The organism is Mesorhizobium sp. M1403 (genome assembly GCF_040317695.1).
GTDB lineage: Bacteria > Pseudomonadota > Alphaproteobacteria > Rhizobiales > Rhizobiaceae > Mesorhizobium.
The window spans coordinates 130,567-154,448 of record NZ_JAMYKY010000016.1; the positions used below are offsets into that span (position 1 = coordinate 130,567).

Annotated in this window: 25 protein-coding genes; 7 read left to right on the forward strand and 18 right to left on the reverse strand. The window is 62.7% G+C overall.

All coding sequences use genetic code 11. The features are described 5' to 3' along the window. Positions 1-19: 19 nt before the first annotated feature. Positions 20-637 carry a 30S ribosomal protein S4 gene (gene rpsD, locus NKH01_RS23610; protein WP_023717376.1) on the reverse strand — a complete coding sequence of 206 codons (618 nt, stop codon included), beginning with the start codon at positions 635-637 and terminating at the stop codon, positions 20-22. A 381-nt stretch (positions 638-1,018) separates the two neighbouring features. On the opposite strand from rpsD, the gene NKH01_RS23615 reads away from it, so the two are divergent. Beyond that, on the forward strand, positions 1,019-1,231 hold the full coding sequence (locus NKH01_RS23615) for a hypothetical protein (protein WP_023674706.1): 213 nt from the start codon (positions 1,019-1,021) through the stop codon (positions 1,229-1,231). Positions 1,232-1,321: 90 nt separating this feature from the next. Here the strand turns inward: NKH01_RS23615 and NKH01_RS23620 are convergent, their stop codons facing one another. The 4 genes from NKH01_RS23620 to NKH01_RS23635 all read right to left on the reverse strand — a co-directional run bounded on the left by NKH01_RS23620 (position 1,322) and on the right by NKH01_RS23635 (position 4,133). Further along, positions 1,322-1,510, reverse strand: coding sequence for a DUF3008 family protein (locus NKH01_RS23620; RefSeq protein ID WP_023717374.1), 189 nt, complete (start codon positions 1,508-1,510; stop codon positions 1,322-1,324). Between the two features lie 79 nt (positions 1,511-1,589). After that, complete coding sequence (gene murI, locus NKH01_RS23625; protein WP_023717373.1) at positions 1,590-2,402, reverse strand: glutamate racemase; 813 nt, start codon at positions 2,400-2,402, stop codon at positions 1,590-1,592. A gap of 140 nt (positions 2,403-2,542) precedes the next feature. Beyond that, positions 2,543-3,199 (reverse strand): DUF805 domain-containing protein, encoded by a 657-nt coding sequence (locus NKH01_RS23630; protein WP_353022685.1) that lies wholly within the window; start codon positions 3,197-3,199, stop codon positions 2,543-2,545. Between the two features lie 67 nt (positions 3,200-3,266). After that, positions 3,267-4,133 carry an RNA methyltransferase gene (locus NKH01_RS23635; protein WP_023717371.1) on the reverse strand — a complete coding sequence of 289 codons (867 nt, stop codon included), beginning with the start codon at positions 4,131-4,133 and terminating at the stop codon, positions 3,267-3,269. Between the two features lie 206 nt (positions 4,134-4,339). Here NKH01_RS23635 and NKH01_RS23640 point away from each other — a divergent pair, with 206 nt between their 5' ends. Both NKH01_RS23640 and NKH01_RS23645 read left to right on the forward strand, forming a co-directional pair. Continuing rightward, positions 4,340-5,551, forward strand: coding sequence for an NADP-dependent isocitrate dehydrogenase (locus NKH01_RS23640; RefSeq protein ID WP_023717370.1), 1,212 nt, complete (start codon positions 4,340-4,342; stop codon positions 5,549-5,551). Positions 5,552-5,562: 11 nt separating this feature from the next. Beyond that, a complete protein-coding gene (locus tag NKH01_RS23645; RefSeq protein WP_023717369.1) occupies positions 5,563-6,189 on the forward strand; it encodes a glutathione S-transferase family protein in 627 nt (208 codons plus the stop codon). 276 nt (positions 6,190-6,465) lie between these two features. On the opposite strand, the gene NKH01_RS23650 is transcribed toward NKH01_RS23645, so the two are convergent. The 3 genes from NKH01_RS23650 to recA form a co-directional block, all read right to left on the reverse strand. Beyond that, on the reverse strand, positions 6,466-7,260 hold the full coding sequence (locus NKH01_RS23650; protein WP_353022687.1) for a PhzF family phenazine biosynthesis protein: 795 nt from the start codon (positions 7,258-7,260) through the stop codon (positions 6,466-6,468). A 66-nt stretch (positions 7,261-7,326) separates the two neighbouring features. Then, positions 7,327-9,993, reverse strand: coding sequence for an alanine--tRNA ligase (gene alaS, locus NKH01_RS23655; RefSeq protein WP_353022701.1), 2,667 nt, complete (start codon positions 9,991-9,993; stop codon positions 7,327-7,329). A gap of 259 nt (positions 9,994-10,252) precedes the next feature. Then, complete coding sequence (gene recA, locus NKH01_RS23660; RefSeq protein WP_023717366.1) at positions 10,253-11,350, reverse strand: recombinase RecA; 1,098 nt, start codon at positions 11,348-11,350, stop codon at positions 10,253-10,255. 277 nt (positions 11,351-11,627) lie between these two features. On the opposite strand from recA, the gene NKH01_RS23665 reads away from it, so the two are divergent. After that, positions 11,628-12,560, forward strand: a complete 933-nt coding sequence (locus NKH01_RS23665; protein ID WP_353022688.1) for a PfkB family carbohydrate kinase — start codon at positions 11,628-11,630, stop codon at positions 12,558-12,560. Positions 12,561-12,594: 34 nt separating this feature from the next. Here the strand turns inward: NKH01_RS23665 and NKH01_RS23670 are convergent, their stop codons facing one another. Next, positions 12,595-12,918 (reverse strand): TfoX/Sxy family protein, encoded by a 324-nt coding sequence (locus tag NKH01_RS23670; protein ID WP_023717364.1) that lies wholly within the window; start codon positions 12,916-12,918, stop codon positions 12,595-12,597. A 90-nt stretch (positions 12,919-13,008) separates the two neighbouring features. Between NKH01_RS23670 and NKH01_RS23675 the strand changes: the two genes are divergently transcribed. After that, positions 13,009-13,506, forward strand: coding sequence for a GFA family protein (locus tag NKH01_RS23675; RefSeq protein ID WP_023717363.1), 498 nt, complete (start codon positions 13,009-13,011; stop codon positions 13,504-13,506). Positions 13,507-13,735: 229 nt separating this feature from the next. Here the strand turns inward: NKH01_RS23675 and sufA are convergent, their stop codons facing one another. The 7 genes from sufA to NKH01_RS23710 form a co-directional block, all read right to left on the reverse strand. Further along, positions 13,736-14,116 carry a Fe-S cluster assembly scaffold SufA gene (sufA, locus tag NKH01_RS23680; RefSeq protein WP_006206001.1) on the reverse strand — a complete coding sequence of 127 codons (381 nt, stop codon included), beginning with the start codon at positions 14,114-14,116 and terminating at the stop codon, positions 13,736-13,738. A gap of 110 nt (positions 14,117-14,226) precedes the next feature. Further along, positions 14,227-14,619 carry an SUF system Fe-S cluster assembly protein gene (locus tag NKH01_RS23685; RefSeq protein ID WP_023717362.1) on the reverse strand — a complete coding sequence of 131 codons (393 nt, stop codon included), beginning with the start codon at positions 14,617-14,619 and terminating at the stop codon, positions 14,227-14,229. A 5-nt stretch (positions 14,620-14,624) separates the two neighbouring features. Then, entirely contained in the window at positions 14,625-15,866 is a 1,242-nt protein-coding gene (locus tag NKH01_RS23690) for a cysteine desulfurase (RefSeq protein WP_352495793.1), read from the reverse strand. Positions 15,867-15,919: 53 nt separating this feature from the next. Continuing rightward, entirely contained in the window at positions 15,920-17,188 is a 1,269-nt protein-coding gene (gene sufD / locus NKH01_RS23695; protein ID WP_352481178.1) for a Fe-S cluster assembly protein SufD, read from the reverse strand. A gap of 43 nt (positions 17,189-17,231) precedes the next feature. Next, positions 17,232-17,987, reverse strand: a complete 756-nt coding sequence (gene sufC, locus NKH01_RS23700; protein WP_353022690.1) for a Fe-S cluster assembly ATPase SufC — start codon at positions 17,985-17,987, stop codon at positions 17,232-17,234. A 30-nt stretch (positions 17,988-18,017) separates the two neighbouring features. After that, positions 18,018-19,535 (reverse strand): Fe-S cluster assembly protein SufB, encoded by a 1,518-nt coding sequence (sufB, locus tag NKH01_RS23705; RefSeq protein ID WP_352643927.1) that lies wholly within the window; start codon positions 19,533-19,535, stop codon positions 18,018-18,020. 187 nt (positions 19,536-19,722) lie between these two features. Then, a complete protein-coding gene (locus NKH01_RS23710; protein WP_353022692.1) occupies positions 19,723-20,886 on the reverse strand; it encodes a cysteine desulfurase family protein in 1,164 nt (387 codons plus the stop codon). Positions 20,887-21,176: 290 nt separating this feature from the next. Here NKH01_RS23710 and NKH01_RS23715 point away from each other — a divergent pair, with 290 nt between their 5' ends. Further along, positions 21,177-21,851 (forward strand): alpha/beta hydrolase, encoded by a 675-nt coding sequence (locus NKH01_RS23715; RefSeq protein WP_023717356.1) that lies wholly within the window; start codon positions 21,177-21,179, stop codon positions 21,849-21,851. 6 nt (positions 21,852-21,857) lie between these two features. After that, positions 21,858-22,508, forward strand: a complete 651-nt coding sequence (locus NKH01_RS23720) for an FMN-binding negative transcriptional regulator (protein WP_352495791.1) — start codon at positions 21,858-21,860, stop codon at positions 22,506-22,508. A gap of 28 nt (positions 22,509-22,536) precedes the next feature. On the opposite strand, the gene NKH01_RS23725 is transcribed toward NKH01_RS23720, so the two are convergent. Together NKH01_RS23725 and NKH01_RS23730 are read right to left on the reverse strand one after the other, a co-directional pair. After that, positions 22,537-22,869 carry a lipid-A-disaccharide synthase N-terminal domain-containing protein gene (locus tag NKH01_RS23725; protein ID WP_023674681.1) on the reverse strand — a complete coding sequence of 111 codons (333 nt, stop codon included), beginning with the start codon at positions 22,867-22,869 and terminating at the stop codon, positions 22,537-22,539. Continuing rightward, a complete protein-coding gene (locus NKH01_RS23730; RefSeq protein WP_352717322.1) occupies positions 22,862-23,590 on the reverse strand; it encodes a glycosyltransferase family 2 protein in 729 nt (242 codons plus the stop codon). The genes NKH01_RS23725 and NKH01_RS23730 overlap by 8 nt, the downstream gene beginning before the upstream one ends. Positions 23,591-23,882: the final 292 nt, after the last annotated feature.

A 23,882-nucleotide genomic window follows, 5' to 3' on the forward strand; every position in this document is an offset into this window, starting at 1 on the left:
TCGCGTACGAACGCGCCGATCAGCGCGAATAGAATTCGACGACCAGATTCGGTTCCATCTGCACGGCAAACGGAACGTCGGCCAGGCCGGGGATGCGCGTGAAGGCCGCGGTCATCTTGTTGTGGTCGGCCTCGATGTAATCGGGCACGTCGCGCTCGGCCAGGCCCACCGATTCCAGCACGATGACCAGCTGCTTCGACTTCTCGCGCACTTCGATGACGTCGCCCGGCTTGCAGCGGTACGAGCCGATGTTGACGCGCTTGCCGTTGACGTTGACGTGGCCGTGATTGACGAACTGGCGCGCCGCAAAGATGGTCGGTACGAACTTGGCGCGGTAGACGACTGCGTCGAGGCGCGATTCGAGCAGGCCGATCAGGTTCTCCGAGGTGTCGCCCTTGCGGCGGTCCGCCTCTTCATAGACCTTGCGGAACTGCTTTTCCGAAACGTCGCCATAGTGGCCCTTCAGCTTCTGCTTGGCGCGCAGCTGCAGGCCGAAATCGGAAAGCTTGCCCTTGCGGCGCTGGCCATGCTGGCCGGGGCCGTATTCACGCTTGTTGACCGGGGACTTCGGGCGGCCCCAGATGTTTTCGCCAAGACGGCGGTCTATCTTGTACTTCGCGGATTCGCGCTTGCTCATCGCATTCCCTTTCAAAACAACGCACCCGGAACCTCATGGTCCGGGTGAAGGAAACGCGCCCTCCTCTGGCCTCCGTTTTCGAGACCTGACAGGGTTTTCCACGCAACCGCGACGGAAAACCCACGGGACACGTCATTTCAAACAAGACATAAGGAAAGTAAAATCGGCTTCCCAAACGTCTTGCACACATAAAGAAAACCACCGGGCATTGCGGCCCGGTGTTGGTGGGCTGGTTAAACGGAGATTTAACCGCTGTCAAGCTTCCGGCTGGCGCGGATCGCCGAACCGGATAGTGTTGCGGTTGTAGAACGTGCCGGATGTGGCGGGAGGTTGCGCCAGCGGCATCAGGAAGGGACTGAAGTCAGAGGAGCTGGAATTCGCATGAAGAAGTTCTTCCTTACGTTGGTAGGAGCCGCGGTGATGGCCGGCACGATGGCGGTCGCGCCCGAGCCGGCGCAGGCCCGGCATTGGCATGGCCACAGGCATCACCAGGTCTGCCGCATCGTGGTCAAGAAGAAGGTGGTGTGGCGGCACGGTCATCGCAAGGTCATCCGCTACAAAGTGCGGCGCTGCGGTTGGGGCTGGAACTGGTAATTTTCGCCCTTGCCCGTTGAGACTTCAGTGCCCGCGGCTCAGCCGCGGGCTTTTTATCGACCGGCATCCGCCGCCAGAATGGTCAGTCGATCAGTGTTTCGATTTCTTTTCCGGCAGGCCCTTGCGCTTGGTCTCGGCGAATTCCTCGAGCTGTTTTTCGCTCATGGATTTATACATTCCCTTCGACGCGCCTTTGAGCTCGCTCTTCTTGGTCTCGCCACGCTTGGCGGACAGTGCAGCACCGGCGGCTTTCTGTTGGGCTTTCGAGGTGGCTGGCATGATCGTTTCTCCTGTTCCTCAATGAGAAAAGAACGCATCGCCCTGGGCTGATGTTCCCGGAGCACCAAAGTGCCTGGGGTCAGGATACCGCCAGGCCAAATCCCTGCATCAGCCGGCGCGTCGGAAAATCGGCCTCGTTCGAGGTGAAGACGGCAAAATCGGCGCCTTCCGGCAGTACCTCTCTGCGATAACGGGCCTCGGTATCGGCGAGCAGCGACAGCGCGCGGCGTGCGATCGCCTCGGCCGGGTCGAGCCAGTCGACCGGCCAAGGTGCTGTCTTGCGCATGCGGTTGGCCAAAAACGGATAATGGGTGCAGGCAAGCACGACGATGTCGGTGCGTAACCCGTCATGCTCGACGAAGCACGGCGCGATCTCGGCGCGCACGGCGTCCTCGTCGACAAAACCATCGCGCATATAGGCTTCGGCCAATCCCGCCAGCTTGTCGCTGCCGACCAGGCGGACATGGCATTTCTGCGCCCATTTGCTGATCAGGTCGCGCGTGTACTGGCGCTTGACGGTGCCGGGCGTAGCCAGCACCGAAACTAGGCCTGAGCGCGTGCGTTCCGCCGCTGGCTTGATGGCCGGCACGGTGCCGACGAAAGGGTGGCCGGGAAACCTCTCGCGCAACGCATCGATGACCAGCGTCGAGGCGGTGTTGCAGGCGATGACCGAAATAGCCGGCGAAAACCGTTCGAGCAGCCTGGCGAACAACTCTAGGATGTGTGTTCTCAGCGCCGGCTCCTCCCAGGCGCCGAAGGGGAACGCCGCGTCGTCGGCGACATAGATGAAGCGGCGGTCAGGCATCAGGACGCGCGCCTCACGCAGCACAGTGAGGCCGCCAATGCCGGAATCGAACATCAGGATCGGACGGGCACTCGATGGACTGGTCATTATCATTGAGTCACTAAGGCCTGGGAATCACAAACGAGATCACGAGAGAAGGTTCGGCCCATGCTTTTTGCTTCGGCCAATGATGCTTTATCCCGGCCGCTTCTATCTGGAACCATCATGGCCTTGATGCGGCGAGACGGTCACACAAGGCCCCGCTTGCCGAAGCCGCCGGCCCGCGGCCGGCCGTTCGCCGGAGATGCAGGGTGAGATGCAGGGTGGTTCGACGGCACCGGTGCGGCCCGCATGGCATAGGCCGGAGCCAGGGCCGCCACGCCGGCGGCCGACTCTGAATGGGGCGCCGCGGCGCCGCGCAGCGGCCCGGGCGGGTCGAAATCGTCGAAACTCAGGGATGACGCCATATCCGAAGAGCTACCGCCCGCCGGCTTGGCCGCCAAGATGACCGCCCACAGCCCGATGAGAGCTAATCCCAGCAGGTTAGGGCCGGAATGCGACTCGTCGCCGTCGAACTCTACGACAAGAACAGTGCCGGCCTGCAGAATCGCAAACAGGGTCGAGAACACGATATACGACCAAAGGATCCAACCGGACCCTTGCGCATCGCGGCTTCGACGCCAGGCGAAATTCGCGCGGAACAGAACAATCACCAGCGAGGCGACGAGAACGGCCGCGGCCAGCCCTTCCCTGGAAGGTCCGGGCTTCGAATTGGCCAAACCCTCGATGCCGATGGTCAGCACGACGCACAGCACAAAGGTCACGATTTCCGCAACCAGCAAGGCCGCCGAATAGAAGAAAAAGCGAGGACGACCGATATCCGAGCTAAACATCCGAGGATCCATCGTTTTCCAGACAATGGATCACATCAAATAACATTCGGTTACTGGTGAGATATGGGTAACTCGAAGGCTAGTCTTTGTCCTTCGCCTTTCCGGCGCGTGCCGCGGCCGCCGGGAGCCGCCTTGGATCGTCGCCGGGCGATCCGTCGCCGCGTGGCATGGCCGGCGAGAACCTGTCCAGCGATGATATAATACCGCGTAGCACCTTGAGCTCCGGCTCGGCAAAACCGGGGCGGGTCAGCACTGCGCGCAAATTGTCGACCATCTTCGGCTTCTTCGGTGCCGGGCGGAAATAGCCGCGCGCCTCCAGTGCACCTTCCAGATACGCAAACAGGGCGTGCAATTCTTCCTTGGCAGCTGGCGGCATTTCGGGACCGGAGAAGTTGGTCCTGGTCTCGTCTTCCAGGCCGGACTTCATCCATTCATAGGACATCAGCAGGGCCGCCTGGGCGATGTTGAGCGAGGAGAAGGCTGGATCGACGGGGAAGGTGATGATCTCGTCGGCAAGGCCGACCTCGTCATTATAGAGGCCGAAGCGCTCGCGGCCGAACAGGATGCCGGTGCGCTGGCCGGCCCGCTGCCGCGCGCGCAGCGCCCTGCCCGCCTCGACCGGGCCGCGCACCGGTTTGAAATTGTCGCGCGCGCGCGCCGTGGTGGCGAAGACGAAGTTCAAGTCGGCGACTGCCGAGGCCAGGTCGTCGAACACCTCGACGGCATCGATGACATGGTCGGCGCGGCTTGCCGCGGCACGCGCCTTCTCGCTCGGCCAGCCGTCACGCGGATTGACGAGGCGCAGTTCGGCAAGGCCGAAATTGGCCATGGCGCGTGCAACCATGCCGATGTTCTCGCCGAGCTGTGGCTCGACCAGGATGATCGCCGGTCCGGACGCAGGCGTTCCGGAGGCAAGAGGGTTGTCGGGATCCTGGGTGGCGGTCATGGTTGTCAATGAACTGCTGTTTGCGGCATTTGGCAGTCCCCTGCCACATTTGGCGGCGAAAATGAAGCTTTCGCAAAGAATGCCGGCACTACGGCGCGGTTCGCCGTTTGCGCGGCCAAAAAGCCTTTGATATACGGGCCGCATCTCAGGGCCGGCAGCCGTGCGGGCAAGGCCGTTCCGTTCCCCAAAAGCGAGGCATTCTTTCCATGGCGAAGATCAAGGTGGCGAACCCGGTCGTCGAACTCGACGGCGACGAGATGACCCGCATCATCTGGCAGTTCATCAAGGACAAGCTGATCCACCCTTATCTCGACCTCAAGCTCGAATATTACGATCTCGGTATCGAGCACCGCGACGCCACCAACGACCAGGTGACCATCGATTCGGCCAATGCCATCAAGAAATACGGCGTCGGCGTGAAATGCGCGACGATCACGCCCGACGAGCAGCGCGTCGAGGAATTCAAGCTGAAGAAGATGTGGAAGTCGCCGAACGGCACCATCCGCAACATCCTCGGCGGCACCATCTTTCGCGAGCCGATCATTATGAAGAACGTGCCGCGGCTGGTGCCCGGCTGGACCAAGCCGATCATCGTCGGCCGCCACGCCTTCGGCGACCAGTACCGCGCCACCGACTTCCGCTTTCCCGGTAAGGGCAAGCTGACGATCAAGTTCGTCGGCGAGGACGGCCAGGTGATCGAGCACGACGTCTTCGACGCACCCGGCGCCGGTGTCGCCATGGCCATGTACAATCTCGACGAGTCGATCCGCGAATTCGCCCGCGCCTCGCTGAATTACGGCCTGCTGCGCAATTACCCCGTCTACCTGTCGACCAAGAACACCATCCTCAAGGCCTATGACGGCCGCTTCAAGGATATCTTCCAGGAGGTCTACGAAGCGGAGTTCGAAGCCGAGTTCAAGGCCAAGAAACTCTGGTACGAGCACCGGCTGATCGACGACATGGTGGCCTCCAGCCTGAAATGGTCGGGCGGCTATGTCTGGGCTTGCAAGAATTATGATGGCGACGTGCAGTCGGACACGGTGGCGCAAGGCTTCGGCTCGCTCGGCCTGATGACCTCGGTGCTGATGACGCCGGACGGCAAGACCGTCGAGGCGGAGGCCGCGCACGGCACCGTCACCCGCCACTATCGCCAGCACCAGAAGGGCGAGGAGACCTCGACCAATTCGATCGCCTCGATCTTTGCCTGGACGCGCGGCCTCGCCCACCGCGCCAAGCTCGACGACAATGCCGAACTGAAGCGTTTTGCCGAGACGCTGGAACGGGTCTGCATCCAGACGGTCGAGTCCGGCTTCATGACCAAGGACCTGTCGCTGCTGATCGGTCCCGACCAGCCATGGCTTTCGACCACCGGCTTCCTCGACAAGATCGACGAGAATTTGCAGAAGGCGATGGCCTGAGCTCCTCCGACATGGACAAGCCCGTCGTCTACGGCGCGGACTACAGCGTCTATGTGCGCATCGTGCGGCTGGTGCTCGAGGAAAAGGGCGTCGGCTACGAGCTGGTGCCCGTCGACATCTTTGCGGCGGACGGCATTCCCGGCTGGTACTTCGAGCACCAGCCGTTCGGCCGCATCCCAGCCTTCGAGCATGACGGCTTTCGCCTCTACGAGACCGGCGCGATTGCCCGTTATGTCGACGAAGCCTTTGACGGCCCGGCGCTGCAACCGGTCGAAGCCCGGCCTCGATCACGCATGAACCAGATCACCGGCCTGCTCGACGCCTACGCCTACAGGGCCATGGTCTGGGATGTCGCCGTCGAGCGGCTGGAAAAAACGCCGCCCGACGAAGCCGTGATCGCCAACGGGTTGAGGCAGGCGAGAACGGCATTGCAGGCGCTGTCTTCGCTGAAAGCCGAAGGGCCTTGGCTGTTGGGGACGGAACTGACGCTGGCCGACCTGCACGCCGCACCGATCATCGGCTATTTCGTCAAGGTCGCCGAGGGGCGAAAACTGCTGGCGGAGTTTGCCGATATCCAGGATTGGTATGTGCGCATCGCGGCGCGTGCGGGTTTTGCGAAGACCGAAAAGGCAGAGTGAGGAGACAAGCATTCGGCAATAGGCCTTCTGGTGATTAGCGAAAGCCGAAGTGACATCCAATCTCCCCCTTGCGGGGGAGATGTCCGGCAGGACAGAGGGGGTGTGAAGGATCGCTAACCTTCGACTGATCCTTTCCAATTGGGAACGGCCTGAGAACGTGGCTCCGATTGGGCTGGCAGTCGGAGGGACAGCACCCCCCTCTGCCCTGCCGGGCATCTCCCCCGCAAGGGGGGAGATCGGCAGCTTCGCCGAAGGCGACCCACTGCGAAATACCGCTCAATCGGGAAGGTAGATCTCCGCCTTCATAAAGGTCTTCGCACGGCCTGTGATCAGCACGCGATCTCCGGCCAGCTCGCATAGCAAGTGCCCGCCGCGTTGCGAGCATTGGAATGCCGACAGATGCGTCTTGCCGAGTTTTTCAGCCCAGTAAGGCACCAGCGTCGCATGAATGGAGCCGGTTACCGGATCCTCGGGAATGCCTGCTCCGGGCACGAAATAACGCGAGACGAAATCATGGGCCTGCCCAGGCGCGGTAATGACCAAGCCGAGAGGATGAAAACGTCCGATCCTGAGCAGATCGGGAACGAAAGATCGCACGCTTGTCTCGTCGGCAAGCTCGACAAACAGGTTCTCGAAATTGCGGAAGCCCGCAACCGTCCGCTGAGACAATATCGCTTGCAGCGCCGACTTCAGCTCTTCCTCGACGGGCTGCGGCGGAAAACAAGGCAGATCGAGCTGATAGGCCCCTTCCCGCTGGGAAACCCGCAACTCGCCCACCCGGGTGGCGAAGGCCATTTCGCCCTGACCACTGTATTCCGTGGTCAGCACATGGGCGGCCGCAAGAGTGGCATGGCCGCAGAAGTCGACTTCATGGACCGGCGTGAACCAGCGCAAATCCCAACCTTTGCCATTCGCCCGCACAAACGCCGTTTCGGCAAGATTGTTTTCGTTGGCGATGGCCTGCATTACCTGCTCCGGCAGCCGCTCCTCCAAAAGGAGAACGGCGGCAGGGTTGCCCTGGAAGGCCTGTTCGGCAAAGGCGTCGACCTGATACATCGTCAGCGTCGGCATATCAGGCCCTCAAGGATGTCCGCTGGGCGGCGCGCCATTTCGGCCGTGCCCGCCCCCGGTGCAGGTTCACGCCGCCTCGAGAGCCGCTTTCACCGCAGCGATCGCGTCTTCGGCCTTCGAGCCGTCCGGGCCGCCGGCCTGGGCCATATCGGGTCGACCGCCGCCGCCCTGCCCGCCCAAGGCCGCGGACGCGACGCGCACCAGATCGATTGCGCTGAAGCGGCCGGTCAGATCATCGGTGACCGCGACGACGACGCTCGCCTTGTTGTCCTCGCCGGCGCCGACAAAGACGACGACGCCGGAGCCGAGCGACTTCTTGCCGGCATCGGCCAGCGGCTTCAAATCCTTTGGCGAGACGCCCGATACCGCCTTGCCGAGAAAACCGACACCGGCAATCGTTTCGTTTTCCGCAGGCACACCGGCTGGCGAGCGATCGCCGAGCGCCAGTTTCTTGCGCGCCTCGGTCAGCTCCTTTTCGAGCTTCTTGCGCTCGTCGAGCAGTGCCTCGACGCGGGCCGGCACATCGGCCGGCGAAATCTTCAGCGCGGCGGCGGCCGCCTTCAGCCGCTTGTCCTGCTCGTCGAGATGCTTTCTGGCCGCCTCGCCGGTCAACGCCTCGATGCGGCGCACGCCGGCAGCGACCGCGCTGTCGGACACGATGCGCACCAGGCCGATATCGCCGGTCGCCCTGACATGGGTGCCGCCGCATAGCTCGACCGAATAGGGCCGGTTGGCCTTGGCGCCATGCAGGCCTGTGCCCATCGAAACGACGCGCACCTCATCGCCATATTTCTCGCCAAACAGCGCCATGGCGCCTTCGGCAATGGCGTCGTCGACCGACATCAGGCGCGTGGTTACAGGGCTATTCTGAACGACGATTTCGTTTGCCATGCGCTCGACCTCTTCGAGCTCGTCCGGCGAGATCGGCTTGTTGTGGGAGATGTCGAAGCGCAGACGCTCGGGCGCGACCAGTGAGCCCTTCTGCGCCACATGGGTACCCAGCACCTCGCGCAGCGCCTCATGGATCAGATGCGTGGCGGAATGGTTCGCGCGCAGCCTGGAGCGGCGCGCGTGGTCCACCCTCAGCTCGACGGTCGCGCCCGTCTTGACCGTGCCGTTGGCCACCTTGCCGACATGGACGAAAAGCCCATCGGCCTTCTTCTGCGTATCGGATATCTCGATCGAGAACCCGTCGCCTGAAATGACGCCGGTATCGCCCATCTGGCCACCGGACTCGCCATAGAACGGCGTCTGGTTGACAACCACGGCAACGGCGTCGCCTTTGCCGGCACTGTCGACGGTCTTGCCGTCCCTGACCAGCGCCTGGACGAGGCCTTCCGCCTGCTCGGTCTCATAGCCCAGGAATTCGGTGGCGCCGTTCTCCTCACGCACCGCGAACCATACCGTTTCGGTTGCGGCCTCACCGGAACCAGCCCAGCTTTTGCGCGCCTCCGCCTTCTGCCGCTCCATCGCCTCGGTGAAGCCGGCAAGGTTGACCGAGATGTTGCGCTGGCGCAGCGCGTCCTGCGTCAGATCGAGCGGAAAGCCATAGGTGTCGTAGAGCTTGAACGCTGTCTCGCCATCCAGCATGTCGCCGGAGACCAACTTTTCCGTCGCCTCCGAAAGCAAGCCCAAGCCTCGCACCAGCGTCTTGCGGAAACGAGTTTCCTCAAGCTTCAGCGTCTCGGTGATCATCTGCTCGCCGCGCACCAGTTCCGGGTAGGCTTGGCTCATCTCGCGGACCAGCGCCGGCACCAGCTTCCACATCAGCGGCTCATTCGAGCCGAGCAACTGCGCGTGGCGCATGGCGCGGCGCATGATGCGACGAAGCACGTAGCCCCGCCCTTCGTTGGACGGCAGCACACCGTCGGCGACCAGGAAGCAGGACGAACGCAAGTGGTCGGCGATGACGCGGAACGATGCGACGGTGTCCGCATCCGGACCGCGGCCAAGCGCCGACGACGCAGCGTCGATCAGGTGGCGGAACAGGTCGGTCTCGAAGACGCTTTCAACCCCTTGCAGGATGGAGGCCATGCGCTCGAGGCCCATGCCCGTGTCGATCGACGGACGCGGCAGGTCGACGCGCTCGTCCTTCGTCACCTGTTCATACTGCATGAACACCAGGTTCCAGAATTCGAGGAAACGGTCGCCATCCTCCTCGGGACTGCCGGGAGGGCCACCCCAGATGTGCTCGCCACGGTCGATGAATATCTCCGAACACGGCCCGCAAGGTCCGGTGTCGCCCATTGCCCAGAAATTGTCCGAGGTCGCGATGCGGATGATGCGATCGTCGGAAAGACCGGCGATCTTCTTCCAGTAGGAGGCGGCCTCGTCGTCGTTGTGATAGACGGTGACCAGCAGCTTGTCCTTCTTCAGCCCGAACTCCCTGGTGATCAGGTTCCAGGCAAGCTCTATGGCGCGCTCCTTGAAATAATCGCCGAAGGAGAAATTGCCGAGCATCTCGAAGAAGGTCAGGTGTCGCGCGGTGTAGCCGACATTGTCGAGGTCGTTGTGCTTGCCGCCGGCACGAACACTCTTCTGGGCAGTCGTCGCACGCGAATAGGGCCGCTTCTCCAGACCGGTGAAAACGTTCTTGAACTGCACCATGCCGGCATTGGTGAACATCAGCGTCGGGTCGTTGCGCGGCACCAGCGGGCTCGACGCGACGACCTCGTGACCTTCCTTGCGAAAATAGTCGAGAAATGCCGACCGGATCTCGTTGACGCCACTCATGAATACTGCCTTTTCGAGAGAACCGCCGGCTGCCGGCGGAAAATAGACATGGCCTTTTAGCGGTCGCACCGCAGCCTGTCCAGAAACACCAAATGGGCTCAAATCCCGGCTTTCACCGGCGCTTTGAAATGCGTCTGACTCGCCGTCAAACGCCAACCGCCGGCACGGGGCCGGCGGTTCAAAATGTACCGATTACGCAAACTCAAAATCAAAACATCAAATCCAAACCTGGCTGACGCTCCGGGAGGCGTCGCTTTTCCTACATCGCCCCGGCGTCGTCCTCGAAACCGTCGTCGCTGCTTTCGGAGCCGCCGTTCTCAAGGAATTTCTCGGCGATCAATCCGGCATTCTGCCTCAGCGCCAATTCGATCTCGCGCGCCGTGTCGGGATTGTCGCGCAGGAACAGTTTTGCGTTTTCGCGGCCCTGGCCGAGACGCTGCGAATTATAGGAGAACCAGGCGCCCGACTTTTCGACCACGCCAGCCTTGACGCCGAGATCGACCAGCTCGCCGGTCTTGGAGACGCCCTCGCCATACATGATGTCGAACTCGACCACCTTGAAGGGCGGCGCCAGCTTGTTCTTGACGACCTTGACGCGGGTCTGGTTGCCGACGACCTCGTCGCGATCCTTGACCGAGCCGATGCGGCGGATGTCGAGGCGGACCGAGGCATAGAATTTCAGCGCGTTGCCGCCGGTCGTCGTCTCGGGCGAACCAAACATGACGCCGATCTTCATGCGGATCTGGTTGATGAAGATGACCATGGTGTTGGAGCGCGAGATCGAGGCGGTGAGCTTGCGCAGTGCCTGGCTCATCAGGCGGGCCTGCAGGCCGGGCAGCGAATCGCCCATCTCGCCTTCGATTTCGGCCCGCGGCGTCAGCGCCGCCACCGAATCGACCACCAGCACGTCGATGGCGCCGGAGCGCACCAGCGTGTCGCAGATCTCCAGCGCCTGTTCGCCGGTATCGGGCTGCGAGATCAGCAGGTTTTCGAGATCGACGCCGAGCTTGCGGGCATAGACCGGATCGAGCGCATGCTCGGCATCGACAAAGGCGCAGATGCCGCCCTTCTTCTGGGCTTCGGCCACCGTGTGCAGCGCCAGCGTCGTCTTGCCCGAGCTTTCCGGTCCGTAGATCTCGACGATGCGGCCGCGCGGCAGGCCGCCGACGCCAAGCGCGATGTCCAACCCAAGCGAGCCGGTCGGCACCGTTTCGATCTCGACGACCTGCTCGTTCGCGCCGAGCCGCATGATCGAACCCTTGCCGAAGGCACGCTCGATTTGCGACAGCGCCGCATCCAGAGCCTTTGATTTGTCCACCGCTTTGTCCTCTACAAGCCGCAAAGAATTCTGAGCCATGATACATCACCCCGTGGTCGTCAATGGAGGCCGGACAATCCCGCAATCCTTAAAAGAATGTACCTCGTTTGTTCTCATTTGTCAATGAGCCCCAAGGGTTTGAAAAATAACGGATATCCATATTTGTTCTATTTTTGTTTCACAATTTTGCTTCCGGACGTATCCCGCCTCGCATGCGGCGCCGTTGCCGTCACCATCCGAATCGCACCCGCGATTGCAGGGTTCCGCCCGGCGACCTAGTCTCCTCCCGGGCAACAGCAAAGGGCATTTTGCCGGCATGATGAAATCCCCGACGATCCTGGCCGTGGGTGGCGCCTATATCGAGCGGCGCGGCCGGGTTGCCGGCGCCTTCGTGCCGGCCGCTTCCAACCCCGGCACGATGCGCGAGCATGTCGGCGGCGCCGCCTTCAACGCCTTGCGCTGTGCGGTGCGGCGCGGCGTCTCGGCCTCGCTGCTTTCGGTGCGCGGCGGCGATGCCCTGGGCGACACGGTTTTACGCGCCGTCACCGACGCCGGCATTGCCGATTTGTCGGCGGTGTTCCTCGACCGCGCGACGCCAAGCCATACGATGCTGGTCGATAGCGACGGCGGGCTGATCGCCGGCCTTGCCGACATGGTGCTCTACGAGCTGGCGCTTCCCAAGCAGATCCGCCGCGCCAAGGTGCGAGACGCGATCGGTTCGGCCGACGCGGTGCTGTGCGACGCCAACCTGCCGTCTTCCGCAGTGGCGCGGCTGGCGGCACTCGCCGCCGGCAAGCCGGTGTTTGCGCTTGCCGTCTCGCCCAGCAAAGCGGCGCGGCTGACGCCGGTGCTTGATCTTCTGGCACTCGCCTTCATGAACCGGCACGAGGCTGGCGTGCTCGCCGGCGTCGACATCGATGCTGACGACCAAGGCATCGTCGACGGCCTGAGACGCGCGGGCCTGAAAAGCGGCGTGATCACCGCTGGCGACGGACCGGTGCTCGGTTTCGACAAATTGGGCGCGTTCTCGATCCTGCCACCGCCGCTCCAAAAGCGGACCGATGCTGCCGGCGCCGGCGACGCATTGGCCGGCGCGACGATCGCCGCCCTGCTGCGCGGCCTGACGCTGCGCGCGGCACTGTGCGAAGGCGTTGCCGTATCTATGCTCGCCGTCGAGAGCGCCGCCTTCACCAGCGCCGGCTTTGCCGAGGCGCTGGCGCTCGTGCCCGAGGCGCGGGACCTGGCGTGAAATGCGGCCCAGAATTGCCGAAGCATGACGCAGCCTATTTGCCGGCGCGCCGTCCTGCCTCGTAGGCGCGGCGCGCCCAGATCGCCATCTCGTCGGGGTCGTCGAAAGCGCTGTCGGGAACGCTCCAATAGGGCATCGACACCAGCTTTCCGTGGCGCGAGCCGGTATAGGTCCATTGCCGGCAGCCGGCCGCTTCGAAATCCGGGGCGCTTTCGGCGTCGGCCTTCAGCATCAATTCGCCACGGATGACAATGGCGACGATGACGCCATCGAAATAGATGCCCTTGCCGCCGAACAGCTTGCGGATGCTGACCGGGCCGAGGCCTTCGAAAAGCTCTTCTATGCGCTCGTTGTCCATGGCGCGATCATGTCACCGGGATTTCCCCTTGTCATCGCCGCTACCGGCACCATCCTGACAAGTTCAGAATCAGTTTCATCGGAGTTTTTCATGCCGCTTCTGCTCAAAGGGTCCTGCCGGTGCAATGCCGTGCGTTTCGAGGTGGAAAGCCACACGCCGGTGCCGTTCATGCTGTGCTACTGCTCGATCTGCCGCAAGCAGCAGGGCGGCGGCGGTTTCGCCATCAATCTCGGCGCCGATTACGAGACGCTGAAAATCGAGGGCAAGCGCCATCTCGGCGTCTACCGGGCCGAGATCGAGGACGACGAGCACCCGCAACGCGAGATCTCGACGGGCGAACGGAACTTCTGCACGAAATGCGGGACGGCACTCTGGCTCTACGATCCAACCTGGCCGGAGCTGGTGCATCCGTTTGCCTCGGCAATCGACACAAACCTGCCGAAGCCGCCGGAGAAGGTGCATCTGATGCTGAAATACAAGGCGAACTGGGTCGAGCCCGATATCGGCAAGGGCGACAAGGTCTTCGATGTCTACCCGGAAGAGTCGATCGCCGACTGGCACAAACGAACCGGGATGTGGGTGGATTAGCGTTTCTTCTCCCCGTTCGCTATCGCGTATGGGCACCCCCCCCCCCCCCCGGATTCCCAACCTAATTGCCAAGGGAAATTCGGGGCAATCCGACCTCTCCCCGAGGGGAGAGGAAGTCGCCAGCGCTGGCGCCAGCCTCTTCTCCCCATCGGGGAGAAGGTGGCCCGAAGGGCCGGATGAGGGGGCCTCCCCGTATGCGATTGCCGCCGGGAACGGCGAAGGAAAAGCCTTAGGCCGAAGCGCGCGCCTCGGCCAGTGCCTTCAGATCGGCGGGCTTCAATTCGACCGATTCGCCGCAGCCGCAGGCCGAGCTCTGGTTCGGGTTGCGGAAGGTGAAGCCGGTGCGCAGCGTCGTCTGCTCGAAATCCATCTCGGTGCCGAACAGGAAAAGCGCTGCCTCAGGCGCGACATAGACGTGGGCGCCGTCGCGCTCGATATGATCGTCCTTGGTGTTGGGCTCGGTCACCAGGTCGACCGTATATTCCATGCCGGCGCAGCCGCCCTTCTTGATGCCGAGGCGAATGCCATGCGCATTCTCACGGGTCGCGACGATCTCGCGCACCCGGTCGGCAGCCTTTTCGGTCATCGTGATGACGGCAAAGCGTCCCATTCTTTCCTTCTCCATTGCGCGCAGGTTCAAGGTCTGCCGAATGATTCCTCACCTAAAATGGTGAAGTTTTGTACCCGGCGCAAGTGCGCCAGCCTTTGGCTGGTCGGATGCTAGTACCACCCCACCGCTACCTGTGCCTCTTCCGACATGCGGTCGGGCGACCAAGGCGGGTCGAAGGTCATGTTGACCTCGACGCCGGAAACGCCTTCGACGGCGCCGACGGCGTTTTCGACCCAGCCCGGCATTTCACCGGCCACCGGGCAGCCCGGCGCGGTCAGCGTCATGTCGATCTTGACCGAGCGGTCGTCCTCGATGTCGATCTTGTAGACGAGGCCGAGCTCGTAGATGTCGGCCGGGATTTCGGGGTCATAGACCGTCTTCAGCGCCGAGACGATGTCGTCTGTCAGCCGCGCCAATTCGTCGGCGGGGATTGTCGATCCGGAAACCGCCGCATTGGTCGTCGTTTCCGAATTGGTCTCGGCGGTGTGGCTGGCATCATCCATGGTCGTCACCCGAAGAACTTTCGCGCCTTTTCCAGCGCATCGGCCAAAGCATCGACTTCGGCCCTGGTATTGTACATGCCGAACGACGCCCTGCATGTGGATGTTACGCCGAAGCGTTTCAACAGCGGCTGGGCACAATGCGTGCCGGCGCGCACCGCCACGCCCTGCCGGTCGATGACCATCGACACATCATGCGCGTGGATGCCCTGCAGCTCGAACGAGATGATGGCGCCCTTGCCAGGCGCATCGCCGAAGATGCGCAGCGAGTTGATGGCGCGCAGTTTTTCATGCGCATAGTCCTTCAGATCGGCCTCATGGGCGGCGATGCGCTCGCGTCCGATCTTTTCCATGTATTCCAGCGCCGCACCCAGCCCGATCGCCTGGACGATCGGCGGCGTGCCGGCCTCGAAACGGTGCGGCGGGTCGTTGTAGGTGACGATGTCTTGCGTCACCTCCTCGATCATTTCGCCGCCGCCCATGAACGGGCGCATCCGCTCCAGAATATCCTTCTTGCCGTAGAGCACGCCGATGCCCGACGGGCCATAGACCTTGTGGCCGGTGAAGACGAAGAAATCGCAGTCGAGATCCTGCACGTCGATCGGCATATGCACGGCGCTCTGGCTGCCGTCGACCAGCACCGGAATGCCGCGGGCGTGCGCAATGCGCACGATCTCCTTGATCGGCGTGACCGTGCCCAGCGCATTTGACATATGGGTAATGGCAACCAGCTTGGTGCGGTCGGTCAGCCGTTTTTCGAATTCCTCGATGTGGAAGACGCCGAGATCGTCGACCGGCACCCAAACCAGTTTTGCGCCCTGCCGCTCGCGGATGAAATGCCACGGCACGATGTTGGAGTGGTGCTCCATGATCGACAGCACGATCTCGTCGCCTTCGCCGATATTGGGCATGCCGAAGCCATAGGCGACGGTGTTGATCGCCGCCGTGGTGTTCGAGGTGAAGACGATGTTGTCGGTGCTCGGCGCGTTGAGAAATCTCTGTACTATCTTGCGCGCGTTCTCATAGGCGTCGGTCGCGGCGTTCGACAGGAAATGCAGGCCGCGATGGACGTTGGCGTATTCCTGGGAATAGGCGTGCTGGATGGCGTCGAGCACAGCCTGCGGCTTCTGCGCCGAGGCGCCATTGTCGAGATAGACCAGCGGTTTGCCGTAGACTTGCCGCGACAGGATCGGGAAGTCGCGGCGGATCGCCTCGACGTCGTAGGGAATGTTTTCGACTTTCTGGTCCATCACAAGCTCTCTCGAGGCATCGCCTCATTCCGTCCAGCACCCCTCGGCCAATTCTACCCGTGCGTCAAAAACCAATCGTCGAGCCGTCGTTCCAGCGCCTCGACGATGGCCTCGTCGTCCAGTTCCTCGATCACTTCGGCGACGAAGGCCTTGACCAGCAGGCCGCGCGCGGTCTTCTCGTCGATGCCGCGCGCCATCAGGTAGAACAGATGGCTGTGGTCGATCTCGGTGACGGTCGCGCCATGGCCGCAAACGACGTCGTCGGCGAAGATTTCAAGCTCCGGCTTGGTCGAAAACTCACCGTCGTCCGACAACAGCAGCGTGTTGCAGGCCATCTTGGCGTTGGTCTTCTGCGCATATTGGTGGACGTTGATACGACCCTGGAAGACGCCGCGCGCCTTGCCGGTCACCACGTTGCGGATGACTTCGGTCGAGGCGGTGTGCGGCACGGCATGGTCGAGCACCATGGTGACGTCGGTATGGGTGTCGCCGGCCAAAAGATTGATGCCGCGCAGCGTGAAGTCGGCGCCCTCGCCGGTCGTCCTCACGACGACCTCCTGGCGCACCAGCTTGCCGCCGGCATTCATGACGAACAGCGTCAGTTTCGAATTCTTGCCGAGATGCGCCTTGAACTGGGCGAGATGTGTTGCCGTATCCGGCTGCTCCTGCACGATGAGCCATGTCACTTCGGCGCCCTCGCCAAGCACAAGCTGGCTGACCGAGCTGACCAGCGCCGCCCCCTCGCCCGCCTGGCGCTCGACGATGACAGCCTTGGCGCCGGCACCGACGCGGACGGCCAGGCGTACATGCGTCTGTCCACCGGCCTGCAAATTCTGCAGCTCAAGCGGCTTTTCCAGTTCGGCACCGTCGGCGATGTCGACGAAATAGCCGTCGGCGACAAAGGCGGTGTTCAGCGCGCCGATCGCGTCATCGGTGCCATAGGGATCCAACCCCGGCGCGATGCTGCCGTCGGTCAGCTTCTCCGACAGGCGCTGTACGGCGACGCCTTCGATATCGGGCAGTTTCGCGCTCGAAACCCCGTTCAGGACCGGCAAAACCGAGGAGTCTTCGACGATCGGCGCAATGGCTTTCGCGACCGCTGCCGGATCGAAGTCCGGCACCGAGGTCAGCAGCCGGCGCAGGTCCGTATAATGCCAGGATTCGATGCGCCGCGTCGGCAGGCCGCCCTTGATCGCCTCGATGGCGTCGTCGCGCTTCAGCATCACCGCGCCGTCGCCGGGCAGCAGCGACAGCCGCTCGCCAAAGGCGTCGATCAGCGCCGTTTCGGCCAATGTTCGCTGGGGTGTCGTGTGCATGTTCATCAGTATCGCCTTGTTTGGCTTGCCTTCCGGGCCTGCTGGCATCTCACGCGGCTTGCCCGATCACGCCGGCATAGCCATTGGCCTCGAGATCGAGCGCCAGCGACTTGTCGCCCGACTTGATGACCTGCCCCCTGTAGAGCACGTGCACCGTATCCGGCACGATGTATTGGAGCAGGCGCTGGTAGTGGGTGATGACGACGATGGCCCGGTCCGGCGAGCGCAGCGTGTTGACGCCGTCCGCGACGATCTTCAGCGCGTCGATATCGAGGCCGGAATCGGTCTCGTCGAGGACGCACAGTTTCGGCTCGAGCAGCTTCATCTGCAGGATCTCGGCGCGCTTCTTCTCGCCGCCGGAAAAGCCGACATTGAGCGGCCGCTTCAGCATCGCTATATCCATGTTGAGCGAGGCCGCTGCTTCCTTCACGCGCTTGAGGAATTCCGGGATCTTCAGCGGTTCCTCGCCGCGCGCCTTGCGCTGCTCGTTCATCGCCACTTTCAAAAATTCCATCGTCGCCACGCCCGGTATCTCCATCGGATACTGGAAGGCGAGGAAGATGCCGGCGGTTGCGCGCTCGGCCGGATCCATTTCGAGGATCGACTGGCCGTCATAGAGGATATCGCCCTCGGTGACCTCATAGTCCTCGCGGCCGGCGAGGATATAGGACAGCGTTGACTTTCCCGAGCCGTTGGGACCCATGATAGCGGCAACCTCGCCGGCCCTGACCGTCAGGTTCAGGCCGCGGATGATCTCGGTGCCGTCATCGACGATGCGGGCGTGCAGGTTTTTTATCTCAAGCATTTTTTCTTTTTCCTGAAAATTCTTATCCGGTCAGCCGACCGAGCCCTCGAGGCTGATGCCGATCAGCTTCTGCGCCTCGACCGCGAATTCCATCGGCAGCTGCTGGATCACGTCCTTGACGAAGCCGTTGACGATCAGCGCGATCGCCTCTTCTTCCGGGATGCCGCGCTGCATGACGTAGAACTTCTGGTCGTCGGAAATCTTCGAGGTGGTCGCCTCATGCTCGAACTGCGCCGTCGAATTCTTGGCTTCCATGTAGGGCACGGTGTGTGCGCCGCACTGGTCGCCGATCAGCAGGGAATCGCAATTGGTGAAGTTGCGGGCGTTGGTCGCCTTGCGGTGCGCCGAGACCTGGCCGCGATAGGTGTTCTGCGAGAAGCCGGCGGCAATGCCCTTGGAGATGATGCGGCTCGACGTGTTCTTGCCGAGATGGATCATCTTGGTGCCGCTGTCGACCTGCTGGTAGCCGTTCGACACGGCGATCGAATAGAACTCGCCGCTGGAATCGTCGCCGCGCAGGATGCAGCTCGGATATTTCCAGGTGATGGCCGAGCCGGTCTCGACCTGCGTCCACGAAATCTTCGAGCGATGGCCGCGGCAGTCGCCACGCTTGGTGACGAAATTATAGATGCCGCCCTTGCCTTCGGCATCGCCGGGATACCAGTTCTGCACCGTCGAATATTTGATCTCGGCATCGTCGAGCGCGACCAGTTCGACCACCGCGGCATGAAGCTGGTTCTCGTCGCGTTGCGGCGCCGTGCAGCCTTCGAGATAGGAGACGTAAGCCCCCTCCTCGGCGATGATCAGCGTGCGCTCGAACTGGCCGGTGTTCTTCTCGTTCATGCGGAAATAGGTCGACAGTTCCATCGGGCAGCGTACGCCCTTGGGCACGAAGACGAAGGAGCCGTCGGTGAAGACGGCCGAATTCAGCGTTGCGTAGAAATTGTCGGAGGTCGGCACGACCGACCCGAGATATTTCTTGACCAGTTCCGGATGCTCGCGGATCGCTTCCGAGATCGAGCAGAAGATGACGCCGGCCTGCGCCAACTCCTTCTTGAAGGTGGTGACGACGGAGACCGAATCGAACACCGCGTCGACAGCGACGCGGCCCGACTTGTAGACATTGTCGCTGGCTTCTTCGAGCTCCGAGGCATCGGTCTTCTGCACGCCGGCGAGGATTTCCTGCTCCCTGAGCGGAATGCCGAGCTTCTCGTAGACCTTCAGCAGTTCGGGATCGACGTCGCTGAGCGAGGTCGGTCCGGGCGTGCTCTTGGGCGCCGCGTAATAGTAGAGGTCCTGAAAATCGATCTTGGGATAGTGGACGCGCGCCCATTTCGGCTCGTCCAGCGTCAGCCAGCGGCGATAGGCTTCCAGGCGCCATTCCAGCATCCAGGACGGCTCGTCCTTCTTCGCCGAAATGAAGCGGATAATGTCTTCGCTCAGGCCCTTGGGGGCCTTGTCCATCGCGATTTCGGTCTGGAATCCGTATTTATACTGGTCGACATCGATCTTTCGAACTCGATCGATCGTCTCCTGCACAGCAGGCATCAGCGTTCTCCATCCACGCCGGGGTCAAGGCCCGGCAGTTTTCAAACTATGGCACCGCAAGCGAGCACCCCTGGGCACCCGAAGTGGCGTAAGTTTTATATAGTGCGTTCATGCCGGAAATTCACCCGGCCAAATGCGAACGCACGGCTCTACCAGGCCGTAAGGCCCAAATGTCACGTTGCCGCGCTCAGGCGGCCTTTTCCCTGTTTGCCCGCCGCGCGACGATCGTCGCCAGCGCCGAACGGAACAGCTCGATATCTTCAGCGCCGGTCGCGTGACCTATCGACACGCGCAACGCGCCAAGGCTGTCGCCACGACCCATGGCCTTCAGCACGTGGCTCGGCCCGACCTTGCCCGATGAACAGGCCGATCCAGCCGACAGCGCCACGCCGGCCAGGTCGAAGGCGATCTGCGCCGTCTCGGCCTTGATGCCGGCAATAGCGAAGAATGTGGTGTTGGCAAGCCTTGGCGCGCCGGTCCCAAAGAATTCGGCATCCGGAACCAGCGTTTTCACGATCGCCTCGATTTCGTCGCGACGTTGCCGCACCGCATCGATCGTTTGCAAGCCGGCAAGCGCCTCACGCGCCGCCGCGCCAAACCCGGCAATCGCCGCCAGGTTTTCGGTGCCGCCGCGATGGCCCTTTTCCTGGCCGCCGCCGCTGACCAGCGGCTTCGGCATCATCAAGTCCGACGCCGCGACAATGGCACCGACGCCCTTGGGGCCGCCGATCTTGTGCGACGAGAGAATCAAATAGTCAGCGTAACCCGCTGACATATCGAGCGGAATGCGGCCGGCCGCCTGCACCGCATCGACAACCAGGATGCCACCCGCCGCCTTGACAATTTCGGCAATGCGGCCAACCGGCTGGATCACGCCGGTCTCGTTGTTGGCGGCGTGGATGGCTACCAGCGGCAAGCCGTCGGCCTTGTCATGCGCACCGAGCGCTGCCGCCAAGGCGTCGAACCTGACGATGCCATCGACGTCGACGCCGATCCGCGTCACCTGCGCCGCAGGGAAGCGCCCGCCATTCAGCAGGCAGGGATGATCGGCCTCGGACACGTAAAGCCGGCTCATGCGGACGGCGCCGCGCCCCATATGCCAATCCGGGGTCAGCAGCGTCGAGGCCGCTTCCGTAGCGCCGGAGGTGAACACGACATGCTCGGCTTTGGCGCTGACCAGTCGCGCCACCTCGCGCCTGGCATCCTCGATCAGCCGCCGTGCAGCGCGGCCCTCGGCATGGACCGAGGACGGGTTGGCGGCGACGTCGAGCGCAGCGACCACGGCCGCACGCGCCGAGGCAAGCAGCGGCACGCTGGCGTTGTAGTCGAGATAGGCGCGTGCTCCGGCCATTTCCGTCCAACTGGTCCCTTCAAAAGCCGTTCCGCGAAGATAGCGCGTTATTTCCTTGAAATTGCAAGGCAAGACGTCCTATTTACGCGGCTTGCGGCGCGGGTGGCCGAGCCACAATTTTTTGGCCGCCCAGTTTTGAACAATTCTAAACTAGCTTCTAGAAAGACGCTCGCCCTGCGTCAAGGCCTAGGGAAGCCTGGGGCCTAGGGAAGATTGGGGCCTAGGGAAGACTGGGGCCAGAGGAAGAGTTGTTCCGGGCGCCGCGCAATTTATGCCAAGTGGAGTATTTCATGCCTGAGGTCATTTTCACCGGTCCGGCCGGCCGCCTGGAGGGTCGCTATCAGCCCTCGAAGGAAAAGAGCGCGCCGATTGCCATCGTCCTGCACCCGCACCCCCAGTTCGGCGGTACGATGAACAACAAGATCGTCTACGACCTCTTCTACATGTTCCAGAAGCGCAATTTCACCACGCTGCGCTTCAATTTCCGCGGCATCGGCCGCAGCCAGGGCGAATTCGACCACGGCACCGGCGAGTTGTCCGACGCTGCCGCGGCGCTCGACTGGGTGCAGTCGCTTCATCCGGATTCCAAGAGCTGCTGGGTTGCGGGCTATTCGTTCGGCTCGTGGATCGGCATGCAGCTTCTGATGCGCCGGCCCGAGATCGAAGGCTTCATCTCGATCGCGCCGCAGCCCAATACCTATGATTTCTCGTTCCTGGCACCCTGCCCGTCGTCCGGCCTGATCATCCACGGTGACGCCGACAAGGTCGCGCCGCCCAAGGACGTGCAGGGCCTGGTCGACAAGCTGCACACGCAAAAGGGCATTACCATCACCCAGAAGACCTTGCCCGGCGCCAACCATTTCTTTGCCAACCATGCGGAGCTTTTGATCGAGGAATGCGCGGACTATCTCGATCGCCGGCTGGCCGGGGAATTGTCCGACCCACGGCCGAAGCGGCTGAGATAGTCGGCGATGTACCAACCGCCTCACTTCCAGGAAACACGGCCGGACGTCCTGCACGGGCTGATCCGGGCGCATCCGCTTGGCCTGCTGGTGTCGAACGGCACCGAGGGGCCGGTCGCCAACGCAATTCCCTTTCTTCTAGACGCCGATGTGCCGCCGAACGGCAGGCTGCGCGCCCATTTGGCCAAGGCCAATCCGCAATGGCGGCTTTTGGCCGACAATCCCCTGGCGCCGGTGCTGGTCGTCTTCCAGGGCGCCGATGCCTATGTGACGCCGTCCTGGTATGAGACCAAGCGTGAAACCGGCAAGGTGGTACCGACCTGGAACTACGCCATCGTCCAGGTGCGCGGCATCGTCAAGGTGATCGAAGACCAGGATTGGTTGGCCGAGCAGATTTCCGATCTGACGATGTCGCAGGAGGGCAATCGCGCGGCGCCGTGGGCGGTGACCGATGCGCCGGCTCCCTTCATCCAGTCCCAGATCAAGGGCATTGTCGGCCTGGAGATCGCGATCACCGAAATCAGCGGCAAATGGAAAGTCAGCCAGAACCGGCCGGCCGCCGACCGCGTCGGCGTCGCCGAGGGGCTCGAGAGCGAGACCGTCAACTCGGCCGATATGATCGAACTGGTAAGGTCCTACGGCGGGCTGGACGGCAAGTAATCTCGATCGGCTTAGGCCGGTTGCGGGCTCAATCGACCTTGGTCATCGCCGCCTTGCGCTCGTTGGCGATCAGCCAGAGATTGCGGATATAGATCAACAGGCCCATGGCCTGGCCGGCGATGAACACCGGATCCTGACGCTGGATGGCGTAGATCAGCAGCAGGCCGCCGCCGAACAGCGAAAAAAACCAGAAGGCGATCGGCACGACACTGCGCTTGGCCTTTTCCGACGCCACCCACTGCACCAGAAAGCGCATGGTGAAGAAGAACTGGGCGACGAAGCCGAGCAGGACCCAGGCATCGAATTGCTTGACGAAAACATCGTGAAGCCAGGTCGCCAATTCCTGAAGCACGTTACCCATGCCTGATTTCCTCTACTTTGGGCATTCTGCGGCGCCTGCGGCGCAGCCACCAGACGCCGGCAAGATCGAGCACGCCCTGCAGGCCGCGATCGAAGATGCCGTAATTCGATTTGCCGTGGCGGCGGGAGCGGTCGACGACGTCGCAATGGACGACGCGGTAGCCCTCCTGGATGACCAGCGCCGGAACAAAGCGGTGGGTGCCGTCGAAGAACGGCAATTTCCTCAAAATATCGGTATGGATCGCCTTGAGGCCGCAGCCGGTATCCCGCGTCTCGTCGTGCAGGATGGCCTTTCTCAGCCCGTTGGCGAAACGCGACGCCAGCTGCTTGATCTTGCTGTCGCGGCGCTTCAGACGCTGTCCCTGCGCAGCCCCGACGTCGGGACCAGCCTGCCGGAGCGCGTCGATCAACACTGGGATATAGCCGGGGTCGTTCTGGCCGTCGCCGTCGATGGTGGCGACGATATCGCCGCGCGCTGCCCAGGCGCCCGAGCGTACCGAGAGCGACTGGCCGGCGGATTTCGCATGCCTGAGATGGCGCAGCGGAAACGCGCGAAGCGCTGCCTGAGCGGCAAGGACCGAAGGCGTGTCGTCGGTCGAGCCATCGTCGACGACGATGACCTCGAAGTCGCGGCCGGCCATGGCAGCGCCGATCTCGTCGAGCAGAAGCGGCAGGTTCGCCGCCTCGTTCCGGCAAGGAATGACGATGGATATCTCCGGCATCTCGACTCTGTCACAGGATATGGCATTCGATCGATGCCGCGCGGTCCAGCGGATGAGCCCCGCTGGTGCGGCGCCTCATTACGCCAGCCGAAACGAGGACGCAAGCAGGCGCGCCGGAAGTGTAGGATGATCGCTTCAGGTTTGGATGGCCTCCCACGTTACCCGTTCCGGGGAGAGCCGCTTGTCTCGCGACGCGCGGCTCTCCCTTCTCCCCTTGTGGACCTGTTGCGCAGTCATGAGCAAAAGCTTGCGGCGGCGGGGTTGCGGCGGTTGTTCGCTTGTTTGCGGGGGA